We start from the raw sequence: 23,242 nt of genomic DNA, 5'->3' as shown, positions 1-23,242 counted from the left end.
CCCTGTTCGGGCATCGTGCTTTCAGGGCATCGAAAATCGTGGACGAACGGTCGCCAAATGTTATGTTATAACACTAGCACCTTTCTCAAACGCAGTTTCCCTGAGCGACCCGCCTCCATGATCCGCTCCTTTTCACGATCCAGAACCGCAGCCGCCAGCCTGTGTCTGCTGGCAGGCAGCAGCGCCGCTTACAGCAACGCTTCAGAACAGATAGAGCTTGCTCCGTCCATGATCAGATCCACCGCCAACGGGCAAGAAAGTAACGCTCTGGACGCCGTGACCGGTGCCGGATCACGCCTGCAACTGACAGCCTTGCAGACTCCGGCAAGCACCAGTTCGCTTGATGGCGATGAGGTGCGCAGCCGGGGCGACGCCAACGTGCAGCAAGCCGTGGCTCGCAGCCCGGGCATCACCGCTATCGGTACACCGGGTGATGGCGGCACAGCGTTGTCAGCTCGAGGTTTTACGGGACAGGGATCGGTAATGCAGCTGTATGACGGCAGCCGCATGTACAGCGCCATGGGCACTGTCACGATGCCGGTCGATACGTGGGCAATCGATCGCATCGAAGTACTGCGCGGCCCGGCTTCGGTGCTCTACGGCGAAGGCGCGACGGGGGCGGTGATCAACGTCATTCCCAAGAAGCCCTTCGAAGGCGAGATCCAGAACCACCTTCGCCTGGGCTACGGTTCTTACGACAGCCGCCAGGCAGCACTCGACAGCGGCGGCTCGTTGTCCGATCAGGTGAGCTACCGCTTGAACATCAACCAGCTGAACAGCAACGGCTGGGTGGATCGCGGCGATTCGGCCAGCACTTTCTTCAGCGGCGCACTGCGCTGGCAGGCCAGTGACACCCTGTCCTATACCCTCGCCCACGACGGCGGCAGACAGCGCCCGATGAATTATTTTGGCGTGCCGATGATCAACGGCCGTTACCACGAAGGCCTGCGGGACAAGAACTACAACATCCAGAATGACGTGCAACGCTACGACGATCAGTGGACGCGACTGACCACTGACTGGCAGATTTCCGATCAGGTGACGTCGTCCAACGAGCTGTATTACCTGACGTCGCACCGACGCTGGCAGAACGCTGAAAACTACAACTGGGATGCCGCCACACAGGAACTGTCGCGCAGCGGCTATTTCAGTATCAAACACAATCAGGAACAGGTGGGCGATCGCCAGACCTTCACGTTCAAGCACAGCCTGGCCGGCCTTGAAAGTCAGAGCGTGCTGGGCATGGACGTCAACCGTATCCGCTTCAAGCTGACCAACAATTCGCCGTATGACGACGTAAACCCGGCCGGCGATCCGATCGACATCGAAAACCCCGCGTCCGGTCGCTTCCAGAGCGCTTCGCCCTACTCCGAGCTGTTCAAAAGTACGACTCGGCAACTGTCGGTCTTCGGCGAAAACCGCACCCTGCTGACCGATCAGTTATCGATCATCACAGGCGTACGGCGCGACTACGTGAATATCGAGCGCAACGCGTTGCGTGACGACAGTCGAACCGAAAAGGACCTGATCGGCAACAACTGGAAAGTCGGCCTGGTCTACGCACTGACCCCGACCAGTTCGACCTACGCGCAATACTCGACCAGCACCGACGGCGTCGGCAGCTTGGTTTCACTCAATCCGGGCCAGCAACAATTCGATCTGGCGACCGCCCGGCAATCGGAAATCGGCTTCAAACAGGCGCTGTGGGATGAGCGTCTGGAATGGACGCTGGCCGCCTACCACATCGTCAAGAAGAAGCTGCTCACCACCGATGCCGGCAATCCTGATCTCACCCAACAGGTAGGCCAGCAGTCTTCCAACGGACTGGAAGCGAGCCTGAAGCTGCAGTTGCCGCAGGACTGGACGCTGACCGCCAACGCAGCTTTCGTGCGGGCTCGCTACGATCAGTTTGATCAGAGCGTTGCGGGTGTGGCCGTGTCGCGTGACGGCAACACTCCGGTCGATGTGCCGAAACGCACGGCCAACCTCTGGCTCGACAAACAGCTCAGTAGCGCGCTGCAGATCGGCGGCGGGCTGCGCTATGTCGACAGCCGTTACGCCGATATCGCCAACACCCGTGAGCTGCCCGCCTACACCGTGGCTGACGCGAGTCTTTCGTGGAAAGCGCTGCGCACTACCACGCTGGGTCTGCAGGTGCGCAATCTGTTCGACCGTCAGTACGCGGCCAGTCAGTACAACGAGGGCCAGCAATGGATCCTCGGGGAGCCGCGCGCTCTGTACGTCACTGCGGACATGAGTTTCTGATGCTTACCCTGAAGAACCTGGCCTGGGCGCCGGAACAAGCGTCTGTCTGCGACCACGAACATTTCGCCCTCAAGGACATCGACCTGCAGATTGCCGCAGGCGAGTTCGTGGGGCTGATCGGTCCCAATGGAAGCGGCAAGACCAGTCTGCTGCGCTGCGCGTTCCGCTACAGCCGTCCGCACAGCGGCAGCGTCACGCTGACCAACCATGACATCTGGAGCCGCAGCCCGCGCTGGTGCGCGCAGCATGTAGCGGTGGTTGCCCAGGAGTTTCCCGACGCCTTCGGCCTGACGCTGCTGGATGTCACGACGATGGGGCGCGCACCTCATCAGGGGTTTTTCGCAGCGGACAGTGCCGAAGACCGCGCCATCGTTCAGCAAGCGCTTAAAGCCGTCGGGCTGGAAGGTTATGAACAGCACCGCTTCGACACGCTGTCCGGCGGCGAAAAGCAACGTTGCCTGCTGGCCCGTGCACTGGTCCAGCAACCGCAATTGATGGTGCTGGACGAGCCGACCAACCACCTCGATCCGCGTCATCAGCTCGAACTGCTGGGGCTGGTCAGGCAGCTTGGCGTGGCAACGCTGGCCAGCATTCATGACCTGAACCTGGCGGCGGCATTCTGCGACCGGTTGTATGTCGTGCATCACGGTCGGCTGGTTGCCCAGGGCACGCCTTGGGACGTACTGACCCCGGACCTGCTGCTCTGCGTATTCGGCGCCAAGGCGCTGGTCGATTGTCATCCCCTGCGTGATTACCCACGCATCACCTGGATTCCCTGAAATGAAGCCTTTGTTGACTTGGCTGACCCTGGCCGCACTAACGATCAGCCCGATGGTGCACGCCCAAGCCACGAACTATCCGGTCACCGTGCAGAGCTGCGACCGCTCGGTGACATTCAACGCTGCGCCGCAACGCGCGGTCAGCAACGACGTCAACCTCACCAAAATGATGGTTGCGCTGGGCCTGCAATCTCACATGGTGGGCTACAGCGGCATCACCGGATGGAACAAACCCGATCCCGCGCTGCTGCACGATCTGGGCACGCTGCCCGAGTTGTCCAGCAAATACCCGTCCGTGGAAAACCTGCTCAGCGCCAACGCCGATTTCTATTTCGCTGGCTGGAACTACGGCATGCGGGTCGGCGGCGACGTCACGCCGCAGAGCCTGGCTACGCTGGGCATTCAGACCTACGAGCTGACTGAATCCTGCGCGCAGATCATGCCTCGCGCCGAAGCGACGCTGGATGACGTGTACAACGATCTGCTCAATCTGGGTCGCATATTCAATGTGCAGGACCGGGCACAAGCATTAGTGGCCGACATGCAGAACCGGGTGAGCCGGGTCCATGAGCAACTGGCAGACAAAGCGCCTTCACGAGTCTTTCTGTACGACAGCGGCGAAGACCGGCCCATGACTGCCGGGCGTCTGGCCATTCCGCAAGCGCTGATCAGCGCAGCGGGCGGACGCAATGTCATGGGCGACGTCGCAGCCAGCTGGACTCACGTGAACTGGGAGTCGGTGGTGCAGAGCAATCCCGAAATCATCGTGATCGTCGACTATGGCGAAGTCAGCGCCGCACAGAAGCGGCAATTTCTGGAAAACAACCCGGCCCTGCAATCCGTCGATGCGGTTCGCAACAAACGCTACGTCGTATTGCCCTACGTCGCCGTCACACCGGGCATCGATAACGTGGCAGCCATCGAGACTCTGGCGGCGGCCTTTCACGACGTGGCGCGATGACTCTGTCGCAGTGGCTCACGGAACGGCGGAGCCGCTACACCGGGTTGCTGATCGCTCTCACAATTGTGCTGCTGATCTCGTGCCTGGTGTCTGTCACCTTCGGCGCAGCGCCTGTGCCGCTGGAGCAGGTCATCGGCATCCTGACGCTCAAACTGTCAGGCGCCGGTCATGAGCCACACCTCTGGACAGCGGGACAGGAAACCATCGTCTGGCTGATCCGCATGCCGCGTGTGTTGCTGGGCGCTCTGGCAGGCGCAGGTCTGGCGCTCATAGGCTGCGTGCTGCAAGCCGTGACCCGCAACCCGCTGGCCGATCCGCATCTGCTGGGAGCCACCTCGGGCGCCACACTCGGCGCCGTGATTGTGGTCATGCACGTCGGCGAAATCCTCGGCATGCTGACCTTGCCACTCGCCGCGTTCGCAGGCTCGCTCGCTAGCCTGATCCTGGTGCTGTCGCTGTCCAGCCGCAACGGCCGCCTCGACAGCCAGCGCCTGCTGTTGAGCGGCGTCGCCGTGTCGTTCGTCATGATGGCCATCGCCAACCTGCTGCTGTTTCTGGGCGATCACCGCGCCAGCTCTTCCGTGCTGTTCTGGATGCTGGGCGGCCTTGGCCTTGCTCGCTGGGAACTGCTGCCAGTGCCACTGGTGACCGTGCTGGCAGGCTGGATATTGCTGCAGGGACTCGGGCGCGCGTTGAACGCCCTGATGGCAGGCGATCAGACCGCCGTGAGCCTGGGCCTGCAAGTGAGCAACGTCCGGTTGCTGGTGTTCCTGATCGCCTCGCTCATGACCGGCGTACTCGTCGCCCTGTGCGGCTCCATCGGCTTCGTCGGCCTGATGGTGCCGCACATCGCCAGACGCCTCGTGGGCTCGGAACACCGGCGGTTGCTGCCGGTTGCGACGCTGTTGGGCGCGTTGCTGATGGTCTGGGTGGACGTGGTATCGCGCACGTTGATTGCGCCTGAAGATCTGCCCATCGGGATTTCGACGGCGTTGCTGGGTGGGCTGTTTTTTATTTTCATGATGAGGCGGGGGTGAGGCAGCGGCTCATCAAAAGGGCTGAGACGATTCCACCTCATTACCGCAAGCGTGCTGCATTGTTTAAAGATGAGTCGATGAACCAATAACAGAATAAGTCTGACTATCTGGCAACACCACGACTTAATGACGCTCACGCCAGAGCCCGTTCAGGTCTCATCAGGTGCTCGGCTAGTTCCTAGCCAAAGGCCACTACTTAATAAGCCTCACTAATACCGCCCATCAGAACTGAGAATTGGTCAGTGCGCGTCCGGCTGGGTAACACTGAAAAAAAGAGGAACCTGTCTGATGAATGTAGTGACTGCTTTTGCTCTAAGTCTGGCCGCCGGTTTTGCAGTTCCGTTACAGGCGGGGACCAATGCAAGATTGGGCGTCGCCTTGGGACATCCTTTGTTGGCGACCACTGTTTCATTGATCGTCAGTCTGATCGCCGTGGTTGGCGTGATGTTGATTTTCAAGGTTCAGCGTCCGAGCCTGATGGCGCTGCAAGGTACGCCCTGGTGGGCCTGGCTGGGCGGAATAGCCGGCGTTTTCTACATAACAACTGCCCTGTTGATGGCGCCAAGAATGGGCACGCTCAACTTCATGATGGCGGTCATTGTCGGGCAATTGATTATCTCGTTGGTGATTGATTACTTCGGACTGGTGGGCCTGCCACGACAGCCTGTCAGTGGACAGAGAGTGATCGGTGCGCTGGTGGTTATTGCAGGTTTCCTGATCACCATTAGAAGTTAGTTAGACGGTCTGGATTCAACATGACAGAGGAAGTTAGTAATGCCTGCTCAATCCGCAACTTATGATTCCATTGGTGAACGTTTCGAAGCTTTTACCGACAGCGCTTCACAACGCTCGGTTGAAACTGAAACCTTTTTTCACATGGTCGGCGATATCAAAGGCAAGTCCGTACTAAACCGGACCTGCGTCTGCGCCCGACTCACCTGGCAGGGTCTCCATGAGACGCCACCTGTTCGACCTGTTCGCGTAGCCACTTATGGGCAGGGTCTTCGTTGAAGCGGTGGTGCCAGATCTGCACGAACGGAAACGGCGGTATGGCCAGCGGCGGGCTGAGCTTGATCAGCGTGTCGTCCACCTCCGCCTCATCCAGCGTGCGGGTGGCGACGGTGAGGATCAAATCGGTCTGGCTGATCATCCGGGGGGCCGTACGCCAGTGCGGCACGCTGACAGCGATGCGGCGATGCAGACCCTGAGCACGCAACAGGTTATCGATCTCGCCGATGCTTCCATTCATGGACACGGAAATGTGTGGACGCATCAGGTAACTGTCCAGGTCGAGCACGCCATTGGATGGCAGCGTCTTGCGATCAAGCAGGCACGAGAATGTCTCTTCGAACAGCGTGGACTGGGCGATGTCGGCGGGCAGACCGGGAAACACGCCAAGCGCCAGATCGATCTTGCCCTGAGTGACCTGCTCAAGCATGCCGGGGCGGCTGCCCTGCGTCACGACGACGGTGGTGTTGGGAGCCTGTTTGCGAATGCGCACCAGCAGCCTGGGCAACACGATGGCTGCACCGTAGTCGGACATTGCCAGATTGAAGGTACGTTGCGAGCTGGCAGGTTCGAAGGCAATGGAGTTGCCGAACAGGGTCTCGATCTGGCTCAGCACTTCCTTGACGGGCATCTGGATGTTGAGCGCCAGCGCGCTCAGGTAAACCTCGTTGCCCTTCCTGATCAGGATCGGGTCGTCGAGCAGGCTGCGCAGTTTGCTCAGGGAGTGGCTGATTGCAGGCTGACTCAGGTGCAGACGCTCACCCGTGCGGGTGACGTGCTTTTCTGTCAGCAAGGCATCAAGCACCACCAACAGATTCAAATCGATGTTACGCAACAAGACATTCACCATCCATGGCCTTCCAAACCCGAGGGGTTTCTTTGTCTCAAAAAAGGAGAGCGACACATGCCACGACTCAACAGGATCATTGAGACAGCGCTCTATGTGAAAGATCTTACAGAAGCCAAGAATTTTTACTACAACACGCTCGACCTTGAAGTCATGGTGGAAAGCAGTGTACTGGTCGCCCTGAACGTCGGAGGTCTGAACACGCTGCTGCTGTTCAAACGCGGTGCCTCGCTGGAAACCAAACACTTGAGCGGTGGGGAAATTCCGCCACACGATGCGAGCGGACGCATACACGTGTGCTTTGCTATAGACGCCCGGGAGATGGACGCCTGGGTGGAACGTCTCGATCAGGCTGACGTGCCCATAGAGGGCCGTACGGAATGGCCAAAGGGCGGATCGAGCATCTACTTCCGCGATCCGGACGAGAACCTGATCGAGCTTCTGACCCCTGGCTGCTGGCCAATCTACTGAACCATTGAGTCAAGGATGAACGTTGATGATTTACGTCGGTGCAGTGAAGCGCCATCCCTACGTGCTGATCGCCCTCAGCGGTAGCACATCCGCCCAAGACATCGTAAGCGCCTCACGCATCCGCCTGTGTACCATCCTGATGACCACAGCCGCAATGGTCGTGGGCCTTATCCCATTGCTGTTCGCATCAGGCGCTGGCGCCAACAGCCGCTTCGGCCTGGGTCTGGTGATCGTCATCGGCATGATGACAGGGACCTTGTTCACGCTGTTTGTGCTGCCTGCGATTTATACGGTGTTGTCGCAGAAGGGCAGATCGGTGGGCGAGGGAGCTGCGGGTGAATTGAGTAGGGTGTGATTTTTTGGAGCGGGGGGAAGTTGGCGCCTTCCTTTGGCTGGCTGCTGTTGCGACGCCAGAAAAGCCCGCAGTTTATCGTCCGGCAACGCGAGCTGGCGGCCGAGCCTCCCGGTACCTATTTGTTGCACCCATGCTCAGCGGCTTTCTTGAGATAGCGGAGTCTTTCCTGTCCATCGTTTTTCCTCGACATTTGAGTTGCATAGCTCATATAGAAATTGGCGCGAAAGCTTCTCTCGTCGATCCAGACAATCGGGTTGCTGCGAGAGCGACTGCCCTTATCGCAACTTGGCCTCATCGCGGGTTGTGGGTAATACTTGCCGTACAGCGTTTCATCGTCAGGTAAAGCATCGACGAGCGCCCGGAATTCAGGTGTTTTAACCTCATCGAAGCAGTACGAAAGCATCTGCAAGCCTGCCGGGGTAAAACTCTGGCTAAAGCTAGACCTGAGGAGGGTGCAGACTTTCTCGGCAGCCTGCTGGCCAGATTCGAAATTCGAGACCATCACGGCCAGTCGATACTGTGCAGCCGGGTTGAGTTCCTCGGCAGAACGCGTGAGCAAAGGCAATGCTTCTTTTAGAAGTCCCTGGAGCTCGGTTTTCACTTCCTCTCTTTTTTGATCCGGGAATTTTTCGTTGGCGGACAACTCGTCCCGGACACTGAATATTTCATTGTTCAGCTCATCAATCTTTTCCAGAGAAGGTAACGCTTTGAAGTAGAGCGATTCGCCTTCGGCGGACAGATTGAGTTCGGCAGCGTTTGTGATCGCTGAGAACATACAGACAGTCGCTAGAAAAGCTTTGAGGAAAATGCTTACCACTGGGGAACGTCCATTTTCATTTTCGTTGGGATTGCGACTCTAGCTGCAACCCTGTGTAAGTTGCTCAGCCGAGCAGTCGAGAATTGGGCATGGGAGGACGCGAAACAGAACACGTCCTCAGCCCTTTTTTTGCTGCTGGGCCTACCTTCAGGCTGCCACGCTGAGAGACCGGTGCCGTAATACATCCAGTAGAACAACACCCGATGACAACTACACAGATTCCCGGCGCGCCGATAAGCGGAAAGCCCAAAAATAGTGGAGGCACGGCCATTTTCGGTTAATATTTTCTGAGCGTTCGACGCATATTTTAAGAAAATCTTGGCTCGGTTAAGAAAATCTGGTCAGAGACAGGGGAAAACAATGGGGAATCTGGTGGGTTACGCCCATTTGATCAATGTGATGGGCCTGAAAGCTATCGGGGTCAAGAAACCTGCACTCGTTCAACCAGTCACACGCATTGAGCGGATCAGCGGCGCGCTTGCAGTGCCGCAGGCGGTTGCACCGGAGGCTGGGGATTTTCTCGCCCACATCATCTTTGCGCTCAAACATGAGGGCGTCAACCTCTCTATTTTGGCGCAGGCTCTGCCTCGTATTGATGGTCGACTACTTGTCGAGGCCATAACTCAATCTCCCAGCAGCGGCTATCTCCGCAAAGTCTGCTTCCTCTGGGAAGCCTATTCAGATCTTTTACTCGACTACACGGACAAGCCTCGGGGTCCCGGCGTCCTGCTGTTTGATCCTGAGCGGTACATCACGGGCCCATCTGTGCGAAACAACCGCTGGCGCGTGGACTTCAATGGGCTAGGGACGCTCCAATATTGCGCGACGGTAGAACGCACGCCTGAGGTCCAGGCCTTGCTTGAATACGACATTCTAGGGCGTTCGAAAGAGTTCATTGCTTCCTTGCCTAAGGAAATGATGGATCGCGCCATCAACTGGGCTTACCTGAGCGAAACAGATTCCTCATTTGCGATTGAAAAGGAAGCACCAAGCCAGCAGAAGTCAGAACGTTTTGTTCAATTACTGCGCCAGGCACATGACCGCCAGCCGCTCACCGAAGACTACTTGGTCTCTCTGCAAAACAATGCAATTTCCCAACAACTCGAATGGGCGGTGGCCTTCCGGCATGAACAAAACCATCTGACCAACTCCTTTCGAGGAGCGGCGGGGGTCACCTATATACCCCCTCCTCCAGATATTTGCCGGGAGCTGATGGTCGAACTCATGGCCTTCGCAAACCGTGCTCCCTTGGAGCTTGACCCGCTGGTGGCCGCCGGCATTGCCTCATTCGGATTTGTCTTCTTGCACCCCTTCATGGATGGGAATGGGCGACTGTCGCGCTTCTTGATACACCAGGCATTGTGCTGCAGCGGTGCGCTGGAGAACGGTTTGTTACTTCCTGTCTCCGTCGCCATGAAACGAGAGGAGCAACGCTATTTAGAAGCTCTGCAGAGCTTCTCGAAACCTGCACGGCAATTCTGGGACGTTCGTTGGATCGATGCCGACAACATGTCGCTTAACTTCACCGGCGACCCAAGCCTATATCGCTACTGGGATGCGACTGAGTGTGTGGCCTTCACGCTGGAAATGGCCAAGCGGGCATTGGAAGTCGAACTGAGGGAAGAAACCGAGTATCTGCAACGATACGACACGTTGCTCAAGGTGGTTAATGACAACTACGACGTGCGCGGTAGCCTCTTGAGTAAGCTGATTATGCAGTGCTTAGATCAGAATGGGGTCGTATCAAAGGGTCGGCGGAAGCAATACAACGGGTATATCCAAGAGGAAGTTTTCGACTTCCTTGAAGGTCACGCCCAGGCCCTACTGGCAGAAGCTTACGCAGAGTCTGACGACGAATAGTCCAGCGACCAGTTGACCACTACAAAGCGAAGCCGCTAATCCGAACCAACGGCTTGGTCCAGAAACAGAAAACCCCCGTATTTTCGGGGGGTTTTCGAGCTGTTTCAAACTTTAATAGGTTGTGTCAATCTTTATTCTGAACAGCCACCTGATGTCCGGCTTCTGTAGATAACTACTCCACCGTCACCGACTTCGCCAGATTCCGCGGCTGATCCACATCCGTGCCCTTCAACACTGCCACGTAGTACGAAAGCAGTTGCAGCGGAATGGTGTACAGAATCGGTGCCAGGGCATCGATGATGTGTGGCATGGCGACAACGTGGGTGCCTTCGCCGTTTTTCATGCCGGCCTGTTCGTCAGCGAATACCACCAGCTCTCCACCGCGTGCACGGACTTCCTGCAGGTTGGATTTGAGCTTTTCCAGCAGTTCGTTGTTCGGCGCGACGGTGACCACGGGCATATCGGCGTCGACCAGCGCCAGCGGGCCGTGTTTGAGTTCGCCGGCCGGGTAGGCTTCGGCGTGGATGTAGGAGATTTCCTTGAGCTTAAGCGCGCCTTCCATGGCGACCGGAAATTGCGCGCCGCGACCGAGGAACAGGGTGTGGTGCTTCTCGGCGAACAGTTCGGCGACTTTCTCGACGGTGGTGTCCATCGCCAGTGCTTCGCCCAGGCGGGTTGGCAGACGGCGCAGTTCGTCGACCAGTTGCGCTTCGACGCCCTCTTCCAACGTGCCTTTGACCTGGCCCAGCGACAGGGTCAGCAGCAGCAAGGCGACCAACTGGGTGGTGAATGCCTTGGTGGACGCTACGCCGATTTCCGGTCCGGCCTGGGTGAGCAGGGTCAGGTCGGATTCGCGCACCAGCGAGCTGATGCCCACGTTGCAGATCGCGAGGCTGGCGAGGAAGCCCAGCTCCTTGGCATTGCGCAGGGCAGCCAGGGTGTCGGCGGTTTCGCCGGACTGGGAGATCGAGACGAACAGGGTGTCCGGCTGGACCACGACCTTGCGGTAGCGGAATTCGCTGGCGACTTCGACCTGACACGGAATCCCGGCCAGTCCTTCAAGCCAGTAACGCGCAACCATACCGGCGTGGTAGCTGGTGCCGCATGCCACGATCTGCACGTTGCGCACCTTGGCGAACAGCTCGGCAGCCTGTGGACCAAAGGCATGGACCAGCACCTGCTGCTGGCCGAGGCGACCTTCAAGCGTGCGCTGCACGACCTTGGGCTGCTCGTGGATTTCCTTGAGCATGAAGTGGCGGTACTCGCCTTTGTCAGCGGCTTCGGCACCTTCGTGGTATTGCACGACTTCACGCTCGACCGGCAGACCGTCGACGCTCCAGATCTGCACGCTGTCGCGACGGATCTCGGCGATATCGCCCTCTTCCAGGTACATGAAACGGTCAGTGACCTGACGCAGTGCGAGCTGGTCGGAGGCGAGGAAGTTCTCGCCCAGACCCATGCCGATCACCAGCGGACTGCCGCTGCGTGCCGCCAGCAGACGGTCCGGTTGTGCAGCGCTGATCACTGCCAGTCCGTAGGCACCGTGCAGTTCCTTGACCGCAGCTTTCAGGGCCGCCGCCAGATCGGGCGTGTCCTTGAGTTTGTGGTGCAGCAGGTGAACGATGACTTCGGTGTCGGTATCGGACGAGAACACGTAGCCCAGAGCCTTGAGCTGTTCACGCAGGGCTTCATGGTTTTCGATGATGCCGTTGTGGACCACTGCCAGCTCGTTGGCCGAGAAATGTGGATGGGCGTTACGCTCGCACGGCGCACCGTGGGTGGCCCAGCGGGTGTGGGCGATGCCCAGACGACCCACCAGAGGCTCGCCAGCCAGTGCCTGCTCGAGTTCGCTGACCTTGCCCGAGCGACGGCGACGCTCAAGCGTGCCTTCATTGCTGAAGACGGCCACGCCCGCGCTGTCATAGCCCCGGTATTCAAGACGCTTCAGGCCTTCGAGCAAAATGGCCGTGATATTACGTTCGGCGACTGCGCCAACGATTCCACACATGGTTCTCTCCTAGCTGACAGCGGCACAAATCAGATTGATGCCGCGGGCCTGTATCTGGTCGCGCGCCTCGGTGGGCAGACGATCATCGGTAATAAGGGTGTGGATACTGCTCCAGGGCAGCTCCAGATTGGGAATCTTGCGGCCGACCTTGTCGGCTTCGACCATCACGACGACTTCCCGGGCAACTTCAGCCATGACGCGGCTCAGGCCCAGCAATTCGTTGAAGGTCGTGGTGCCACGGATCAGATCGATACCGTCGGCACCGATGAACAATTGATCAAAATCGTAGGAGCGCAGCACCTGTTCGGCGACTTGCCCCTGAAAGGATTCGGAATGCGGATCCCACGTCCCGCCAGTCATCAGCAGGACGGGTTCCTGTTCCAGTTCGGTCAGTGCGCGTGCGACGTGCAGCGAGTTGGTCATGACCACAAGGCCAGGCTGCGCGCCCAGTTCAGGGATCATCGCTGCGGTGGTGCTACCGCTGTCGACGATGATTCGGGCGTGCTCGCGAATGCGGGTGACGGCAGCGCGTGCGATTGCCTGTTTGTATTTGGAGACAGGTTGAGCACCTTCGCTGATCAGTTCGTGCGGCAAGGTGACTGCACCGCCATAGCGGCGAAGTAGTAGACCGTTGGTTTCGAGCGCGGCCAGATCCTTTCGAATCGTAACTTCTGAAGTTTCAAAGCGCTTTGCCAGATCGTCCACACTGACCTCACCCTGCTGGCTCAGCAGGGCAAGAATGTTGTGACGACGTTGGGGTGTATTGCGCTTCGACATGACAACCTTAAGTTTCGATTCGAAAGATAACGAAGGCAATCAAAACCTATTTGGAGGGATTGGTCAAGGGTCGTAGCGGTTTACTGTGGCATTCGGCATGTGGAGCAATTACCGATAAACAGAGTCGTGGGAGGCGCCACTATGTCTTCGACGTAGCGCTGTCGCGCAGCAAACACCGGACCGTAGGAGCGCGCTTGCCCGCGATTGCGTCATGTCAGTCGCTGATTTTCTGTCTGTAAGATCTTATCGTCGGATTGCCGCCCAGACCAAGCGCGCTCCTACAAAAAATCGAGTTTCTTCAGTAAGTTAAAGGTTGTTTGATAAGAGGCGGCTTGCGGGCGATGCATTCTTTCAGGCGACCTTGTCAGTGACTGAACTGACGCTATCGCCGGCAAGCCGCCTCCCACGGCCTGTGGATAACTAGTCTTTCCTGATCTTGACCGGCCGCTTCCAGCCGTCGATGTTGCGCTGGCGGGCTCGGCCGACGGCCAACTGGGACTTATCCACATTCTGAGTGATTGTTGATCCAGCCGCCGTATTAGAGCCGCTCCCGATATCCACAGGCGCAATCAGAGAGTTGTTTGAGCCAATAAAGACGTCTTCGCCAATAGTGGTCTGGTGTTTGTTCGCACCGTCGTAATTGACGGTGATGGTGCCCGCGCCGATGTTTGTGCGAGCGCCGATGACCGTGTCACCCAGATACGTCAGGTGCCCGGCTTTCACGCCTTCACCCAGCACGGCATTCTTCAGCTCAACAAAGTTACCCACATGCGCCTTGGCGCCCAACACGCTGCCAGGACGCAGACGCGCGAAAGGTCCGGCATCGCTGCCCTCGCCCAGAATCGCGCCTTCGATGTGGCTGTTGGCTTTCACCACGACACCTTTGCGCAAGGTGCTGTCCTTGATGACGCAGTTCGGACCGATGATCACGTCATCCTCGATCACGACCTTGCCTTCCAGTACCACGTTGATGTCGATCAGCACATCACGACCGACGCTGACTTCACCGCGCACGTCAAAGCGTGCAGGGTCGCGCAGGGTGACGCCAGCGGCCATCAGACGGTGGCCTTCGCGCAACTGGTAATGACGCTCAAGCTCGGAAAGCTGCTTGCGGTCGTTGGCGCCCTGCACTTCCATGGCGTCGTACGGCTGTTCCGTCGCAACCACCAGGCCATCGTTCACGGCCATGGCGATCACATCGGTCAGGTAGTACTCGCCCTGCGCGTTGTTGTTCGAAAGACGCCCCAGCCACTCGGCCAGACGCTTGCCGGGTACCGCCAGGATGCCGGTGTTGCCTTCGGTGATCGCCTTCTGAGCGTCGGTTGCATCCTTATGCTCGACGATAGCAGCCACCCGGCCTTGCTCGTCGCGCACAATACGGCCATAGCCGGTCGGATCCTTCAGGGTGACGGTCAACAGACCCAACTGCTCAGGGCTAACCAGTTTGAGCAGACGCTGCAGCGTGTCGACTTCAATCAGGGGCACGTCGCCGTAGAGGATCAGGACCGTTTCCGCCGTCAGTGCAGGCACGGCCTGAGCCACGGCATGGCCTGTGCCGAGTTGCTTGTCCTGCATCACGAAATTCAGATCATCAGCCGCCAGACGCTCGCGCACCACATCCGCGCCGTGGCCGATCACTACATGGATGCCGCTTGGGGATAACTGGCGGGCACTGTGGATAACATGGCCCAGCATGGAATTGCCCGCAACGGGGTGAAGTACCTTCGGCAGGGCCGAACGCATCCGGGTACCTTGGCCAGCAGCAAGAATGACAATATCGAGAGACATGAGGACTACCAACTGAGCGGCGCGGCAATCATAGCCAGCGGCCGGGGACGGGCTTATTCGGAAAAAGAAAAAGGGTAGCCGAGGCTACCCTTTTTCTCAATCGCGCATGAAGCAGCGGGGTTAGCCGCCGAACTTCTTGCGAATTTGCTGAACGGTACGCAGCTGGGCTGCGGCCTCGGCCAGACGAGCAGTTGCAGATCCGTAGTCGAAGTCTGCGCCTTTCTCGTTCAGGGCCTTCTCTGCAGCCTTTACAGCTGCTTGAGCGGAGGCTTCGTCCAGGTCGGCAGCACGTTGCACAGTATCGGCAAGCACCTTGACCATGTTCGGCTGAACCTCAAGGAAACCACCGGAGATGTAGAACACCTCGGCTTCCCCACCCTGCTTGATCAAGCGGATCGGGCCCGGCTTCAGATCAGTGATCAGCGGCGCGTGGCCTGGAGCGATACCGATATCACCCAGGTTACCGTGCGCAATCACCATCTCGACCAGACCGGAGAAGATTTCCCCTTCCGCGCTGACGATGTCGCAATGGACTGTCATAGCCATTTGCTTGCCTCAACCTGATTAGCGCCCGTTTCCGGGCGCCGGGATTACAGTTTCTTGGCTTTCTCGATCGCTTCTTCGATGCCGCCAACCATGTAGAACGCTTGTTCTGGCAGGTGGTCGTAGTCACCGTTGAGGATGCCTTTGAAGCCAGCAATGGTGTCTTTCAGGGAAACGTATTTACCCGAAGCACCGGTGAAGACTTCTGCCACGAAGAAAGGCTGGGACAGGAAGCGCTGGATCTTACGAGCACGGTTAACCAACTGCTTGTCGGTCTCCGACAGCTCGTCCATACCCAGGATCGCGATGATGTCTTTCAGCTCTTTGTAACGCTGCAACACGTACTGAACGCCGCGAGCGGTGTCGTAGTGTTCCTGGCCGATAACGTTCGGGTCCAGCTGGCGCGAAGTCGAGTCGAGTGGATCGACCGCCGGGTAGATACCCAGGGAGGCGATGTCACGGGACAGTACGACGGTTGCGTCCAAGTGGGCAAACGTGGTCGCTGGCGACGGGTCGGTCAAGTCGTCCGCTGGTACGTATACCGCCTGGATCGAGGTGATCGAACCGTTCTTGGTCGAAGTGATGCGCTCTTGCAGAGTACCCATCTCTTCGGCCAGAGTCGGCTGGTAACCTACTGCGGAAGGCATACGGCCCAGCAGTGCGGATACTTCAGTACCGGCCAGTGTGTAACGGTAGATGTTGTCGACGAACAGCAGAACGTCGTTACCTTCGTCACGGAACTTCTCGGCCATGGTCAGGCCGGTCAGGGCTACGCGCAGACGGTTACCCGGCGGCTCGTTCATCTGGCCGTAGACCAGAGCAACCTTGTCCAGAACGTTGGAATCCTTCATCTCGTGGTAGAAGTCGTTACCCTCACGAGTACGCTCACCCACACCGGCGAACACGGAATAACCGCTGTGCTCGATGGCGATGTTACGGATCAGTTCCATCATGTTTACGGTCTTGCCGACACCGGCACCACCGAACAGACCGACTTTACCGCCTTTGGCGAACGGGCAGACCAGGTCGATAACCTTGATGCCTGTTTCCAGCAGATCGTTGCCGCCCGCTTGCTCAGCGAAGGTTGGCGCAGGACGGTGAATGCCCCAGCGTTCTTCGGTGGCGATCGGACCGGCTTCGTCAATCGGGTTGCCCAGTACGTCCATGATCCGGCCCAGAGTCGCTTTACCGACCGGTACGGAGATGGCTGCGCCAGAGTCTGTTACTTCCAGACCACGCTTCAAGCCCTCGGTGGAGCCCATCGCAATGGTACGAACCACGCCGTCGCCCAGCTGCTGCTGAACTTCCAGGGTGGTTTCTGCCGCGCTCTGTACTTTCAGCGCGTTGTAGATACTCGGTACGCTATCGCGTGGAAATTCCACGTCGATCACGGCGCCGATGATTTGAACGATACGTCCGCTACTCATTAGCTGGTTCCTCTAATATTTGAACCGTTAAACCGCGGCAGCGCCGCCGACGATTTCCGAGATCTCTTGGGTGATCGCTGCCTGACGCGCCTTGTTGTAGATCAGCTGCAAATCGCTGATCAGATCACCGGCGTTGTCGGTGGCGTTCTTCATTGCAATCATCCGCGCCGCTTGTTCAGCTGCGTTGTTCTCGACCACCGCCTGGTACACCTGCGACTCAACGTAGCGAACCATCAAGCCATCGAGCAGCTCTTTGGCATCGGGTTCGTAGAGATAGTCCCAGTGGTGCTTGAGTTCCTGATCCGGGGTTGCCACCAGCGGAATCAACTGCTCCACCGTTGGCTGTTGCGTCATGGTGTTGATGAACTTGTTGGATACCACGGACAGGCGATCAATACGGCCATCCAGGTAGGCATCCAGCATCACCTTGACGCTGCCGATCAAATCATTGATCGACGGCTCTTCGCCCAGGTGGCTGATTGCAGCGACGACGTTACCGCCGAAGTTGCGGAAAAATGCCGCACCTTTGCTGCCAACCACGCACAGATCGATCTCTACGCCGTTTTCACGGTTTACCGCCATGTCCTTGACCAAAGCCTTGAACAGGTTGGTATTCAAGCCGCCGCACAGACCACGGTCACTGCTCACCACGACATAACCGACACGCTTTACTTCGCGCTCGATCATGAAAGGGTGGCGATATTCCGGGTTAGCGTTGGCAAGATGACCAATCACCTGGCGGATACGATCCGCGTAAGGACGGCTAGCAGCCATGCGCATTTGAGCCTTGCGCATTTTGCTGACCGCCACTTTTTCCATGGCGCTGGTGATCTTTTGCGTGCTTTTGATGCTCGCAATCTTGCTGCGAATCTCTTTTGCGCCTGCCATGTAACACCTATCAGGTTAGCAAGCGGGAGCCTTCCGGCCCCCGCTGCGGCTTACCAGGTTTGGGTGGCCTTGAACTTCTCGATGCCGGCTTTCATGCCAGAATCGATTTCGTCATTGAAGTCACCCTTCACGTTGATCTTCGCCATCAAATCGGCGTGATCGCGGTTGAAGTAAGCAATCAGCGCTTGTTCAAAGCTGCCAATCTTGGCGATTTCGATGTCGGTCAGGAACCCACGCTCAGCGGCATACAGCGACAGCGCCATGTCAGCGATCGACATTGGTGCGTATTGCTTCTGCTTCATCAGCTCGGTAACGCGCTGACCATGCTCAAGTTGCTTACGGGTCGCTTCGTCCAGGTCAGAAGCGAACTGGGCGAATGCCGCCAGTTCACGGTACTGAGCCAGAGCGGTACGGATACCACCGGAGAGCTTCTTGATGATCTTGGTCTGAGCGGCACCACCTACACGCGATACCGAAACACCGGCGTTCACAGCTGGACGGATGCCAGAGTTGAACATGGCCGATTCCAGGAAGATCTGACCGTCGGTGATGGAAATCACGTTGGTCGGAACGAACGCGGAAACGTCGCCAGCCTGGGTTTCGATGATCGGCAGTGCAGTCAGGGAACCGGTTTTGCCGGTCACTGCGCCGTTGGTGAACTTCTCTACGTATTCTTCGGAAACACGCGATGCGCGCTCCAGCAGACGGGAGTGGAGATAGAACACGTCACCCGGGTAGGCTTCACGGCCTGGTGGACGGCGCAGCAGCAGGGAAATCTGGCGGTAAGCCACTGCTTGCTTGGACAGATCGTCATAAACGATCAGCGCGTCTTCACCGCGGTCGCGGAAGAATTCACCCATGGTGCAACCCGAGTACGGTGCAAGGAATTGCAGCGCAGCGGATTCGGAAGCACTTGCAGCCACGACGATGGTGTTAGCCAGTGCGCCGTTTTCTTCGAGCTTGCGAACAACGTTGGCGATGGTCGATTGTTTCTGACCGATTGCCACGTAGACGCAGAAGATGCCGCTGTCTTTCTGGTTGATGATTGCGTCGATGGCCAGAGCGGTCTTACCGATCTGACGGTCACCGATGATCAGCTCACGCTGGCCACGGCCGACTGGAATCATGGCATCGACAGCCTTGTAGCCAGTCTGTACAGGCTGGTCTACCGACTTACGCCAGATCACGCCTGGAGCAACTTTCTCGACCGCATCGGTCTCGGTGTTGTTCAGCGGACCTTTGCCGTCAACTGGGTTACCCAGTGCATCGACTACGCGACCCAGCAGTTCCTTACCAACCGGAACCTCCAGGATGCGGCCAGTGCACTTGGCGCTCATGCCTTCAGCCAGAGTCGTGTAAGCGCCCAGTACAACGGCACCCACGGAATCCTGCTCAAGGTTCAACGCCATACCGTAGACGCCGTCCGGAAACTCGATCATCTCGCCGTACATTACGTCGGCCAGACCGTGAATCCGCACGATACCGTCAGACACGCTGACGACTGTGCCTTCGTTACGGGCTTGGGAGGTTACATCGAGCTTCTCGATGCGACCCTTGATGATTTCACTTATTTCGGAAGGATTGAGTTGCTGCATTGCTCTGCTGCCCCTTCAAACTCAAGATTTCAATGCTTCGGCTAGTTGCGCGATTTTGCCGCGAACTGAGCCATCGATAACCAGGTCGCCGGCGCGGATTACGACACCACCGATAAGGGTGGCATCCTCCGCAGCATGCAGGCGCACTTCCCGGCCGAGCCGTGCACTGAGAACCTTGGCGAGTTTGTCTTGCTGTTCTTGGTTCAATGCAAAAGCACTGGTGACATCCACATCGACCGATTTTTCCTGCTCTGCCTTGTACAGGTCGAACAGTTCGGCGATCTCCGGCAGAAGCGGGAGACGGTCGTTTTCAGCAACGACGTGGATGAAATTCTGTGCCTTGGCATCGAACTTGTCGCCACACACTTCAATAAAAGTGGTGGCCTTTTGTGCGCTCGTCAGTCGCGGGGCCTTGAGCATGCGCTGCATGGTGTCGTCTTGCGACACCGCAGCAGCCAGGCCGAGCATGGCTGACCAATTGGCCAGTTGCTGGTGGGCCTGCGCGTGCTCGAAGGCCGCCTTAGCGTAAGGTCGGGCCAACGTGGTCAGTTCTGCCATGATCGCCCTCGCTTAAATTTCAGCAGCCAGTTTGTTAACCAGCTCCGCGTGCGCGTTTTGATCGATTGTGGCACCCAGGATCTTCTCTGCACCATTGACTGCCAGGCTGCCCAACTGGGCGCGCAAGGCGTCTTTGACACCGTTCAGTTCCTGCTCGATCTCGGCCTGAGCCTGAGCCTTCACACGGTCAGCTTCAACGCGAGCCTGTTCACGGGCTTCGTCGACAATCTGAGTACCGCGTTTCTTGGCTTGCTCAATGATTTCAGCTGCTTGAGCCTTAGCTTCGCGCAGTTGTTGACCCACTTTGTCTTGGGCCAGCTCCAGGTCGCGAGCTGCTCGGGAAGCAGCGTCCAGTCCATCCGCGATCTTCTTCTGACGTTCGTGCAAAGCCGCGATGACCGGAGGCCACACGAACTTCATGCAGAACAGCACAAAAATGAAGAACGCAACGGACTGGCCAATCAGGGTTGCATTAATGTTCACGCCAACACCTCGCTCGTTCGTTGTCCATCACACCAATCAACTCGAAAATTCGAGTGATCAGCCAGCGAGTTGACCAACGAAGGGGTTCGCAAAGGTGAAGAACAGAGCGATACCAACACCGATCATGGTCACGGCGTCGAGCAGGCCCGCTACGATGAACATTTTAACTTGCAGCATTGGAACCATTTCCGGCTGACGCGCTGCGCCTTCCAGGAACTTGCCGCCCAACAGGCCGAAACCGATTGCAGTACCCAGTGCGCCCAGGCCGATCAACAGTGCAACAGCGATAGCGGTTAGACCAACTACAGTTTCCATCTTTCCTCCCGACTTTTACGTCGTATTGGTTAGGTTTTTTTAATTAAAGCGGTAAAGCAAAATCGTTTGTTACATCAGCCCTTGCGGGCACCGTCCCGCAGTTTGCGGGACGGTCATCAGATACGCCCGGAGGCGGATCTCAATGGTTATCTTCGTGAGCCATCGACAGGTAGACGATGGTCAGCATCATGAAGATGAACGCTTGCAGGGTGATGATCAGGATGTGGAACACAGCCCATGCCCATTGCAGAACGATACCCAGCCCGCTCAACCAGAGCAGACCGCTGCCGAACATGACGGCGATCAGGATAAATACCAGCTCACCAGCATACATGTTGCCGAACAGACGCAGTGCCAGAGAAATCGGTTTGGCTACCAGCGTCACGAATTCCAGCAGGAAGTTGACCGGGATCAACAGTGCCTGAACGAAGATGTTCTTGCTGCCGAACGGGTGCAGGGTCAGTTCGCCGATGAAGCCGCCGATGCCCTTGACCTTGATGCTGTAGAAAATGATCAGCGCGAAAACCGACAGGGCCATGCCCAGTGTCGCGTTAGGGTCAGTCGTCGGTACGGCACGGAATGGAATGTGCTCGTCACCGGAGATCAGCATCGCCAGCTGAGGAATCCAGTCGACCGGTACCAGGTCGACGGCGTTCATCAGGAATACCCAGACGAAAATGGTCAGAGCCAGTGGCGCGATGACCGCGCTGCGGCCGTGGAAGCTGTCTTTCACGCTGCCATCGACGAACTCGACCAGTACTTCAACGAAGTTCTGCAGGGCGCCCGGCTGGCCGGAAGTCGCCTTCTTGGCCGCCATGCGGAAAATCAGAACGAAAATCAGACCCAGCGCAACCGACCAGCCGAGGGTATCGACGTGGAAAGCCCAGAAACCCATTTCCTTGGCTTCTGCTGCGGTGTGGGCAAAGCCCCATTCGCCATTGGGCAGGTGCCCGAATGTCAGGTTCTGCAAGTGGTGCTGGATATAGCCCGAAGCTGTTTGCTCTGCCATGGTTGCCTCAAACGCCCTAAGGTCTCGAAAGTCTTGTTCTCGTAAGCAGTGGAGCGAACCAGTTGACCACCTGGATCAACATGAACACTCCGAAAACCGCCAGCGGTGCCAGCGGTTTCACGCCTGCAAACGTCAGTGCAAAAAGCACTGCCGTCAAAATAAGTTTGCCCGCCTCGCCAGCGTAGAACGACCGGACGATGGCTTGAGCGGCTCGGGCTCCGGAAAACCGGAAAGCCTTGTGAGCGAAGTATAAATTGGGCAGCCAGGCTATCAGGCCTCCGCAGAGCCCCGAATATCCCGCTACGACTCCACGCCACTGCCACAGCGCCAACGCGGCTATCAGCAGGACGATCAATTGAGCCAGCAAAACCGGAAAAACCGCCAGGCGATGAAACGGCAAGCGGTCTGGCATGCGTGATTCCATCGCATTTGCTCCTTCGCTGTCGGTCGCCATCATCTGTAACTTGGCATAATTTGTGCCGACAAAATGCGCGCAGAGTATAGGGGCGGTTAAGTCCCTATTCAACAGTCAGGTAGTGATTTCCGACTATACGCTACAGAGCAATTGTTTCAGCGGATGTGAGCAAGCACACCTTGCAACTCATCCAGCGAGTTGTAGCGGATCACCAACTGCCCTTTTCCCTTCTGCCCGTGGCGTATCTGGACCGCAGACCCCAAACGCTCGGCCAGACGCTGCTCGAGGCGGCTGATGTCGGGGTCGGCCTTGGCAGGTTCCGCAGGGGTTTCCTTGCCGCTGAGCCACTGCCTGACCAGTGCTTCCGTCTGGCGTACGGTCAGCCCGCGTGCGACAACGTGTCGCGCTCCTTCAACCTGCCTTTCCTCCGGAAGACCGAGCAGGGCACGTGCATGGCCCATCTCCAGGTCACCGTGGGACAGCATGGTCTTGATCACTTCCGGCAGCGCAATCAGTCGCAGCAGGTTGGCCACGCTGACACGGGACTTGCCGACGGCATCGGCCACCTGCTGCTGGGTCAGCTGGAATTCCTGCTGCAGACGCTGCAACGCCATTGCTTCTTCGATGGGGTTGAGGTCTTCACGCTGGATGTTTTCGATCAGCGCCATGGCGATGGCGGTTTCATCCGGCACATCGCGAACCATGGCCGGAATCGTCTCGACACCTGCCTGCTGACTGGCACGCCAGCGACGTTCACCGGCAATGATTTCAAAACGGTTGTTGCCGATCGGGCGAATCACGATCGGCTGCATCACGCCCTGGGACTTGATCGACTGCGCAAGTTCTTCAAGCGCCTGGGGATCCATGTCACGGCGCGGCTGGTACTTGCCGCGCTGGATCATGTCCAGCGGCACATGCTGCAGCTCACGTTCGGGGGCCTTGATGGCCTGTTCTTCCAGCGAACTGACGGTTGGACTGCTCAGAAGTGCGTCCAACCCACGTCCGAGACCTCGTTTCTTGACGGCCATGGAAATTC

At 57.9% G+C, this 23,242-nt stretch carries 22 protein-coding genes and 1 pseudogene; 8 read left to right on the top strand and 15 right to left on the bottom strand.

Annotated features, from left to right (window positions below; translation table 11 throughout):
- The first annotated feature begins 117 nt into the window (after positions 1-117).
- The 5 genes from AC0IXS_RS14805 (at position 118) to AC0IXS_RS14785 (ending at position 5,777) form a co-directional block, all read left to right on the top strand.
- Positions 118-2,265: a TonB-dependent receptor gene (locus tag AC0IXS_RS14805; RefSeq protein WP_241088900.1), complete on the top strand. Its 2,148-nt coding sequence runs from the start codon at positions 118-120 to the stop codon at positions 2,263-2,265.
- On the top strand, positions 2,265-3,044 hold the full coding sequence (locus AC0IXS_RS14800; RefSeq protein WP_057409843.1) for an ABC transporter ATP-binding protein: 780 nt from the start codon (positions 2,265-2,267) through the stop codon (positions 3,042-3,044). The genes AC0IXS_RS14805 and AC0IXS_RS14800 overlap by 1 nt, the downstream gene beginning before the upstream one ends.
- Position 3,045: 1 nt before the next feature.
- Positions 3,046-4,005: an ABC transporter substrate-binding protein gene (locus tag AC0IXS_RS14795; RefSeq protein WP_057409844.1), complete on the top strand. Its 960-nt coding sequence runs from the start codon at positions 3,046-3,048 to the stop codon at positions 4,003-4,005.
- On the top strand, positions 4,002-5,042 hold the full coding sequence (locus AC0IXS_RS14790; protein ID WP_057409845.1) for a FecCD family ABC transporter permease: 1,041 nt from the start codon (positions 4,002-4,004) through the stop codon (positions 5,040-5,042). Before AC0IXS_RS14795 ends, AC0IXS_RS14790 begins: the two co-directional genes overlap by 4 nt.
- Positions 5,043-5,330: 288 nt before the next feature.
- Positions 5,331-5,777: a DMT family transporter gene (locus AC0IXS_RS14785; protein WP_025996061.1), complete on the top strand. Its 447-nt coding sequence runs from the start codon at positions 5,331-5,333 to the stop codon at positions 5,775-5,777.
- A gap of 199 nt (positions 5,778-5,976) precedes the next feature.
- Here the strand turns inward: AC0IXS_RS14785 and AC0IXS_RS14780 are convergent, their stop codons facing one another.
- Positions 5,977-6,900: a LysR substrate-binding domain-containing protein gene (locus AC0IXS_RS14780; protein WP_137202747.1), complete on the bottom strand. Its 924-nt coding sequence runs from the start codon at positions 6,898-6,900 to the stop codon at positions 5,977-5,979.
- Between the two features lie 54 nt (positions 6,901-6,954).
- On the opposite strand from AC0IXS_RS14780, the gene AC0IXS_RS14775 reads away from it, so the two are divergent.
- Both AC0IXS_RS14775 and AC0IXS_RS14770 read left to right on the top strand, forming a co-directional pair.
- Positions 6,955-7,368, top strand: a complete 414-nt coding sequence (locus AC0IXS_RS14775) for a VOC family protein (protein ID WP_025996055.1) — start codon at positions 6,955-6,957, stop codon at positions 7,366-7,368.
- A gap of 85 nt (positions 7,369-7,453) precedes the next feature.
- A pseudogene (locus AC0IXS_RS14770) lies at positions 7,454-7,723 on the top strand (efflux RND transporter permease subunit); the annotation flags it as partial.
- Positions 7,724-7,838: 115 nt separating this feature from the next.
- Here AC0IXS_RS14770 and AC0IXS_RS14765 read toward each other — a convergent pair.
- Positions 7,839-8,498 (bottom strand): hypothetical protein, encoded by a 660-nt coding sequence (locus tag AC0IXS_RS14765; protein ID WP_231500921.1) that lies wholly within the window; start codon positions 8,496-8,498, stop codon positions 7,839-7,841.
- Between the two features lie 402 nt (positions 8,499-8,900).
- On the opposite strand from AC0IXS_RS14765, the gene AC0IXS_RS14760 reads away from it, so the two are divergent.
- Positions 8,901-10,400 carry a Fic family protein gene (locus tag AC0IXS_RS14760; protein WP_122690943.1) on the top strand — a complete coding sequence of 500 codons (1,500 nt, stop codon included), beginning with the start codon at positions 8,901-8,903 and terminating at the stop codon, positions 10,398-10,400.
- A 172-nt stretch (positions 10,401-10,572) separates the two neighbouring features.
- Here the strand turns inward: AC0IXS_RS14760 and glmS are convergent, their stop codons facing one another.
- The 13 genes from glmS to AC0IXS_RS14695 form a co-directional block, all read right to left on the bottom strand.
- Positions 10,573-12,408: a glutamine--fructose-6-phosphate transaminase (isomerizing) gene (glmS, locus tag AC0IXS_RS14755; protein WP_191957343.1), complete on the bottom strand. Its 1,836-nt coding sequence runs from the start codon at positions 12,406-12,408 to the stop codon at positions 10,573-10,575.
- Between the two features lie 9 nt (positions 12,409-12,417).
- Positions 12,418-13,185, bottom strand: coding sequence for a DeoR/GlpR family DNA-binding transcription regulator (locus tag AC0IXS_RS14750; protein WP_004882433.1), 768 nt, complete (start codon positions 13,183-13,185; stop codon positions 12,418-12,420).
- A 420-nt stretch (positions 13,186-13,605) separates the two neighbouring features.
- A complete protein-coding gene (gene glmU, locus AC0IXS_RS14745) occupies positions 13,606-14,973 on the bottom strand; it encodes a bifunctional UDP-N-acetylglucosamine diphosphorylase/glucosamine-1-phosphate N-acetyltransferase GlmU (RefSeq protein WP_122668573.1) in 1,368 nt (455 codons plus the stop codon).
- Positions 14,974-15,093: 120 nt separating this feature from the next.
- Complete coding sequence (locus AC0IXS_RS14740; RefSeq protein WP_004882435.1) at positions 15,094-15,519, bottom strand: F0F1 ATP synthase subunit epsilon; 426 nt, start codon at positions 15,517-15,519, stop codon at positions 15,094-15,096.
- A gap of 44 nt (positions 15,520-15,563) precedes the next feature.
- Positions 15,564-16,943 (bottom strand): F0F1 ATP synthase subunit beta, encoded by a 1,380-nt coding sequence (gene atpD, locus AC0IXS_RS14735; protein ID WP_025996049.1) that lies wholly within the window; start codon positions 16,941-16,943, stop codon positions 15,564-15,566.
- 27 nt (positions 16,944-16,970) lie between these two features.
- Positions 16,971-17,831 (bottom strand): F0F1 ATP synthase subunit gamma, encoded by an 861-nt coding sequence (atpG, locus tag AC0IXS_RS14730; protein ID WP_004882437.1) that lies wholly within the window; start codon positions 17,829-17,831, stop codon positions 16,971-16,973.
- A 50-nt stretch (positions 17,832-17,881) separates the two neighbouring features.
- On the bottom strand, positions 17,882-19,426 hold the full coding sequence (atpA, locus tag AC0IXS_RS14725) for a F0F1 ATP synthase subunit alpha (RefSeq protein ID WP_025996048.1): 1,545 nt from the start codon (positions 19,424-19,426) through the stop codon (positions 17,882-17,884).
- 21 nt (positions 19,427-19,447) lie between these two features.
- Complete coding sequence (locus AC0IXS_RS14720) at positions 19,448-19,984, bottom strand: F0F1 ATP synthase subunit delta (RefSeq protein ID WP_004882439.1); 537 nt, start codon at positions 19,982-19,984, stop codon at positions 19,448-19,450.
- Positions 19,985-19,996: 12 nt separating this feature from the next.
- On the bottom strand, positions 19,997-20,467 hold the full coding sequence (locus AC0IXS_RS14715) for a F0F1 ATP synthase subunit B (protein WP_004882440.1): 471 nt from the start codon (positions 20,465-20,467) through the stop codon (positions 19,997-19,999).
- A 57-nt stretch (positions 20,468-20,524) separates the two neighbouring features.
- A complete protein-coding gene (gene atpE, locus AC0IXS_RS14710; RefSeq protein WP_002555987.1) occupies positions 20,525-20,782 on the bottom strand; it encodes a F0F1 ATP synthase subunit C in 258 nt (85 codons plus the stop codon).
- Positions 20,783-20,921: 139 nt separating this feature from the next.
- Positions 20,922-21,791, bottom strand: coding sequence for a F0F1 ATP synthase subunit A (atpB, locus tag AC0IXS_RS14705; protein ID WP_004882441.1), 870 nt, complete (start codon positions 21,789-21,791; stop codon positions 20,922-20,924).
- Between the two features lie 16 nt (positions 21,792-21,807).
- Complete coding sequence (locus tag AC0IXS_RS14700) at positions 21,808-22,215, bottom strand: F0F1 ATP synthase subunit I (RefSeq protein ID WP_004882442.1); 408 nt, start codon at positions 22,213-22,215, stop codon at positions 21,808-21,810.
- Between the two features lie 146 nt (positions 22,216-22,361).
- Positions 22,362-23,234 carry a ParB/RepB/Spo0J family partition protein gene (locus tag AC0IXS_RS14695; RefSeq protein ID WP_004882443.1) on the bottom strand — a complete coding sequence of 291 codons (873 nt, stop codon included), beginning with the start codon at positions 23,232-23,234 and terminating at the stop codon, positions 22,362-22,364.
- Between the last annotated feature and the right edge of the window lie 8 nt (positions 23,235-23,242).

Source organism: Pseudomonas sp. AC016 (assembly GCF_979253365.1).
Note: the sequence above shows the minus strand (reverse complement) of the source record. Positions and strands in the feature narration are given on the sequence as shown.

Excerpts from the sequence above, each read along its gene's own strand:
- AC0IXS_RS14805 (WP_241088900.1), top strand. The coding sequence starts at position 118 with ATGATCCGCTCCTTTTCACGATCCAGAACCGCAGCCGCCAGCCTGTGT.
- AC0IXS_RS14800 (WP_057409843.1), top strand. The coding sequence starts at position 2,265 with ATGCTTACCCTGAAGAACCTGGCCTGGGCGCCGGAACAAGCGTCTGTC.
- AC0IXS_RS14795 (WP_057409844.1), top strand. The coding sequence starts at position 3,046 with ATGAAGCCTTTGTTGACTTGGCTGACCCTGGCCGCACTAACGATCAGC.
- AC0IXS_RS14790 (WP_057409845.1), top strand. The coding sequence starts at position 4,002 with ATGACTCTGTCGCAGTGGCTCACGGAACGGCGGAGCCGCTACACCGGG.
- AC0IXS_RS14785 (WP_025996061.1), top strand. The coding sequence starts at position 5,331 with ATGAATGTAGTGACTGCTTTTGCTCTAAGTCTGGCCGCCGGTTTTGCA.
- AC0IXS_RS14780 (WP_137202747.1), bottom strand. The coding sequence starts at position 6,900 with ATGGTGAATGTCTTGTTGCGTAACATCGATTTGAATCTGTTGGTGGTG.
- AC0IXS_RS14775 (WP_025996055.1), top strand. The coding sequence starts at position 6,955 with ATGCCACGACTCAACAGGATCATTGAGACAGCGCTCTATGTGAAAGAT.
- AC0IXS_RS14765 (WP_231500921.1), bottom strand. The coding sequence starts at position 8,498 with ATGTTCTCAGCGATCACAAACGCTGCCGAACTCAATCTGTCCGCCGAA.
- AC0IXS_RS14760 (WP_122690943.1), top strand. The coding sequence starts at position 8,901 with ATGGGGAATCTGGTGGGTTACGCCCATTTGATCAATGTGATGGGCCTG.
- glmS (WP_191957343.1), bottom strand. The coding sequence starts at position 12,408 with ATGTGTGGAATCGTTGGCGCAGTCGCCGAACGTAATATCACGGCCATT.
- AC0IXS_RS14750 (WP_004882433.1), bottom strand. The coding sequence starts at position 13,185 with ATGTCGAAGCGCAATACACCCCAACGTCGTCACAACATTCTTGCCCTG.
- glmU (WP_122668573.1), bottom strand. The coding sequence starts at position 14,973 with ATGTCTCTCGATATTGTCATTCTTGCTGCTGGCCAAGGTACCCGGATG.
- AC0IXS_RS14740 (WP_004882435.1), bottom strand. The coding sequence starts at position 15,519 with ATGGCTATGACAGTCCATTGCGACATCGTCAGCGCGGAAGGGGAAATC.
- atpD (WP_025996049.1), bottom strand. The coding sequence starts at position 16,943 with ATGAGTAGCGGACGTATCGTTCAAATCATCGGCGCCGTGATCGACGTG.
- atpG (WP_004882437.1), bottom strand. The coding sequence starts at position 17,831 with ATGGCAGGCGCAAAAGAGATTCGCAGCAAGATTGCGAGCATCAAAAGC.
- atpA (WP_025996048.1), bottom strand. The coding sequence starts at position 19,426 with ATGCAGCAACTCAATCCTTCCGAAATAAGTGAAATCATCAAGGGTCGC.
- AC0IXS_RS14720 (WP_004882439.1), bottom strand. The coding sequence starts at position 19,984 with ATGGCAGAACTGACCACGTTGGCCCGACCTTACGCTAAGGCGGCCTTC.
- atpE (WP_002555987.1), bottom strand. The coding sequence starts at position 20,782 with ATGGAAACTGTAGTTGGTCTAACCGCTATCGCTGTTGCACTGTTGATC.
- atpB (WP_004882441.1), bottom strand. The coding sequence starts at position 21,791 with ATGGCAGAGCAAACAGCTTCGGGCTATATCCAGCACCACTTGCAGAAC.
- AC0IXS_RS14700 (WP_004882442.1), bottom strand. The coding sequence starts at position 22,215 with ATGGAATCACGCATGCCAGACCGCTTGCCGTTTCATCGCCTGGCGGTT.
- AC0IXS_RS14695 (WP_004882443.1), bottom strand. The coding sequence starts at position 23,234 with ATGGCCGTCAAGAAACGAGGTCTCGGACGTGGGTTGGACGCACTTCTG.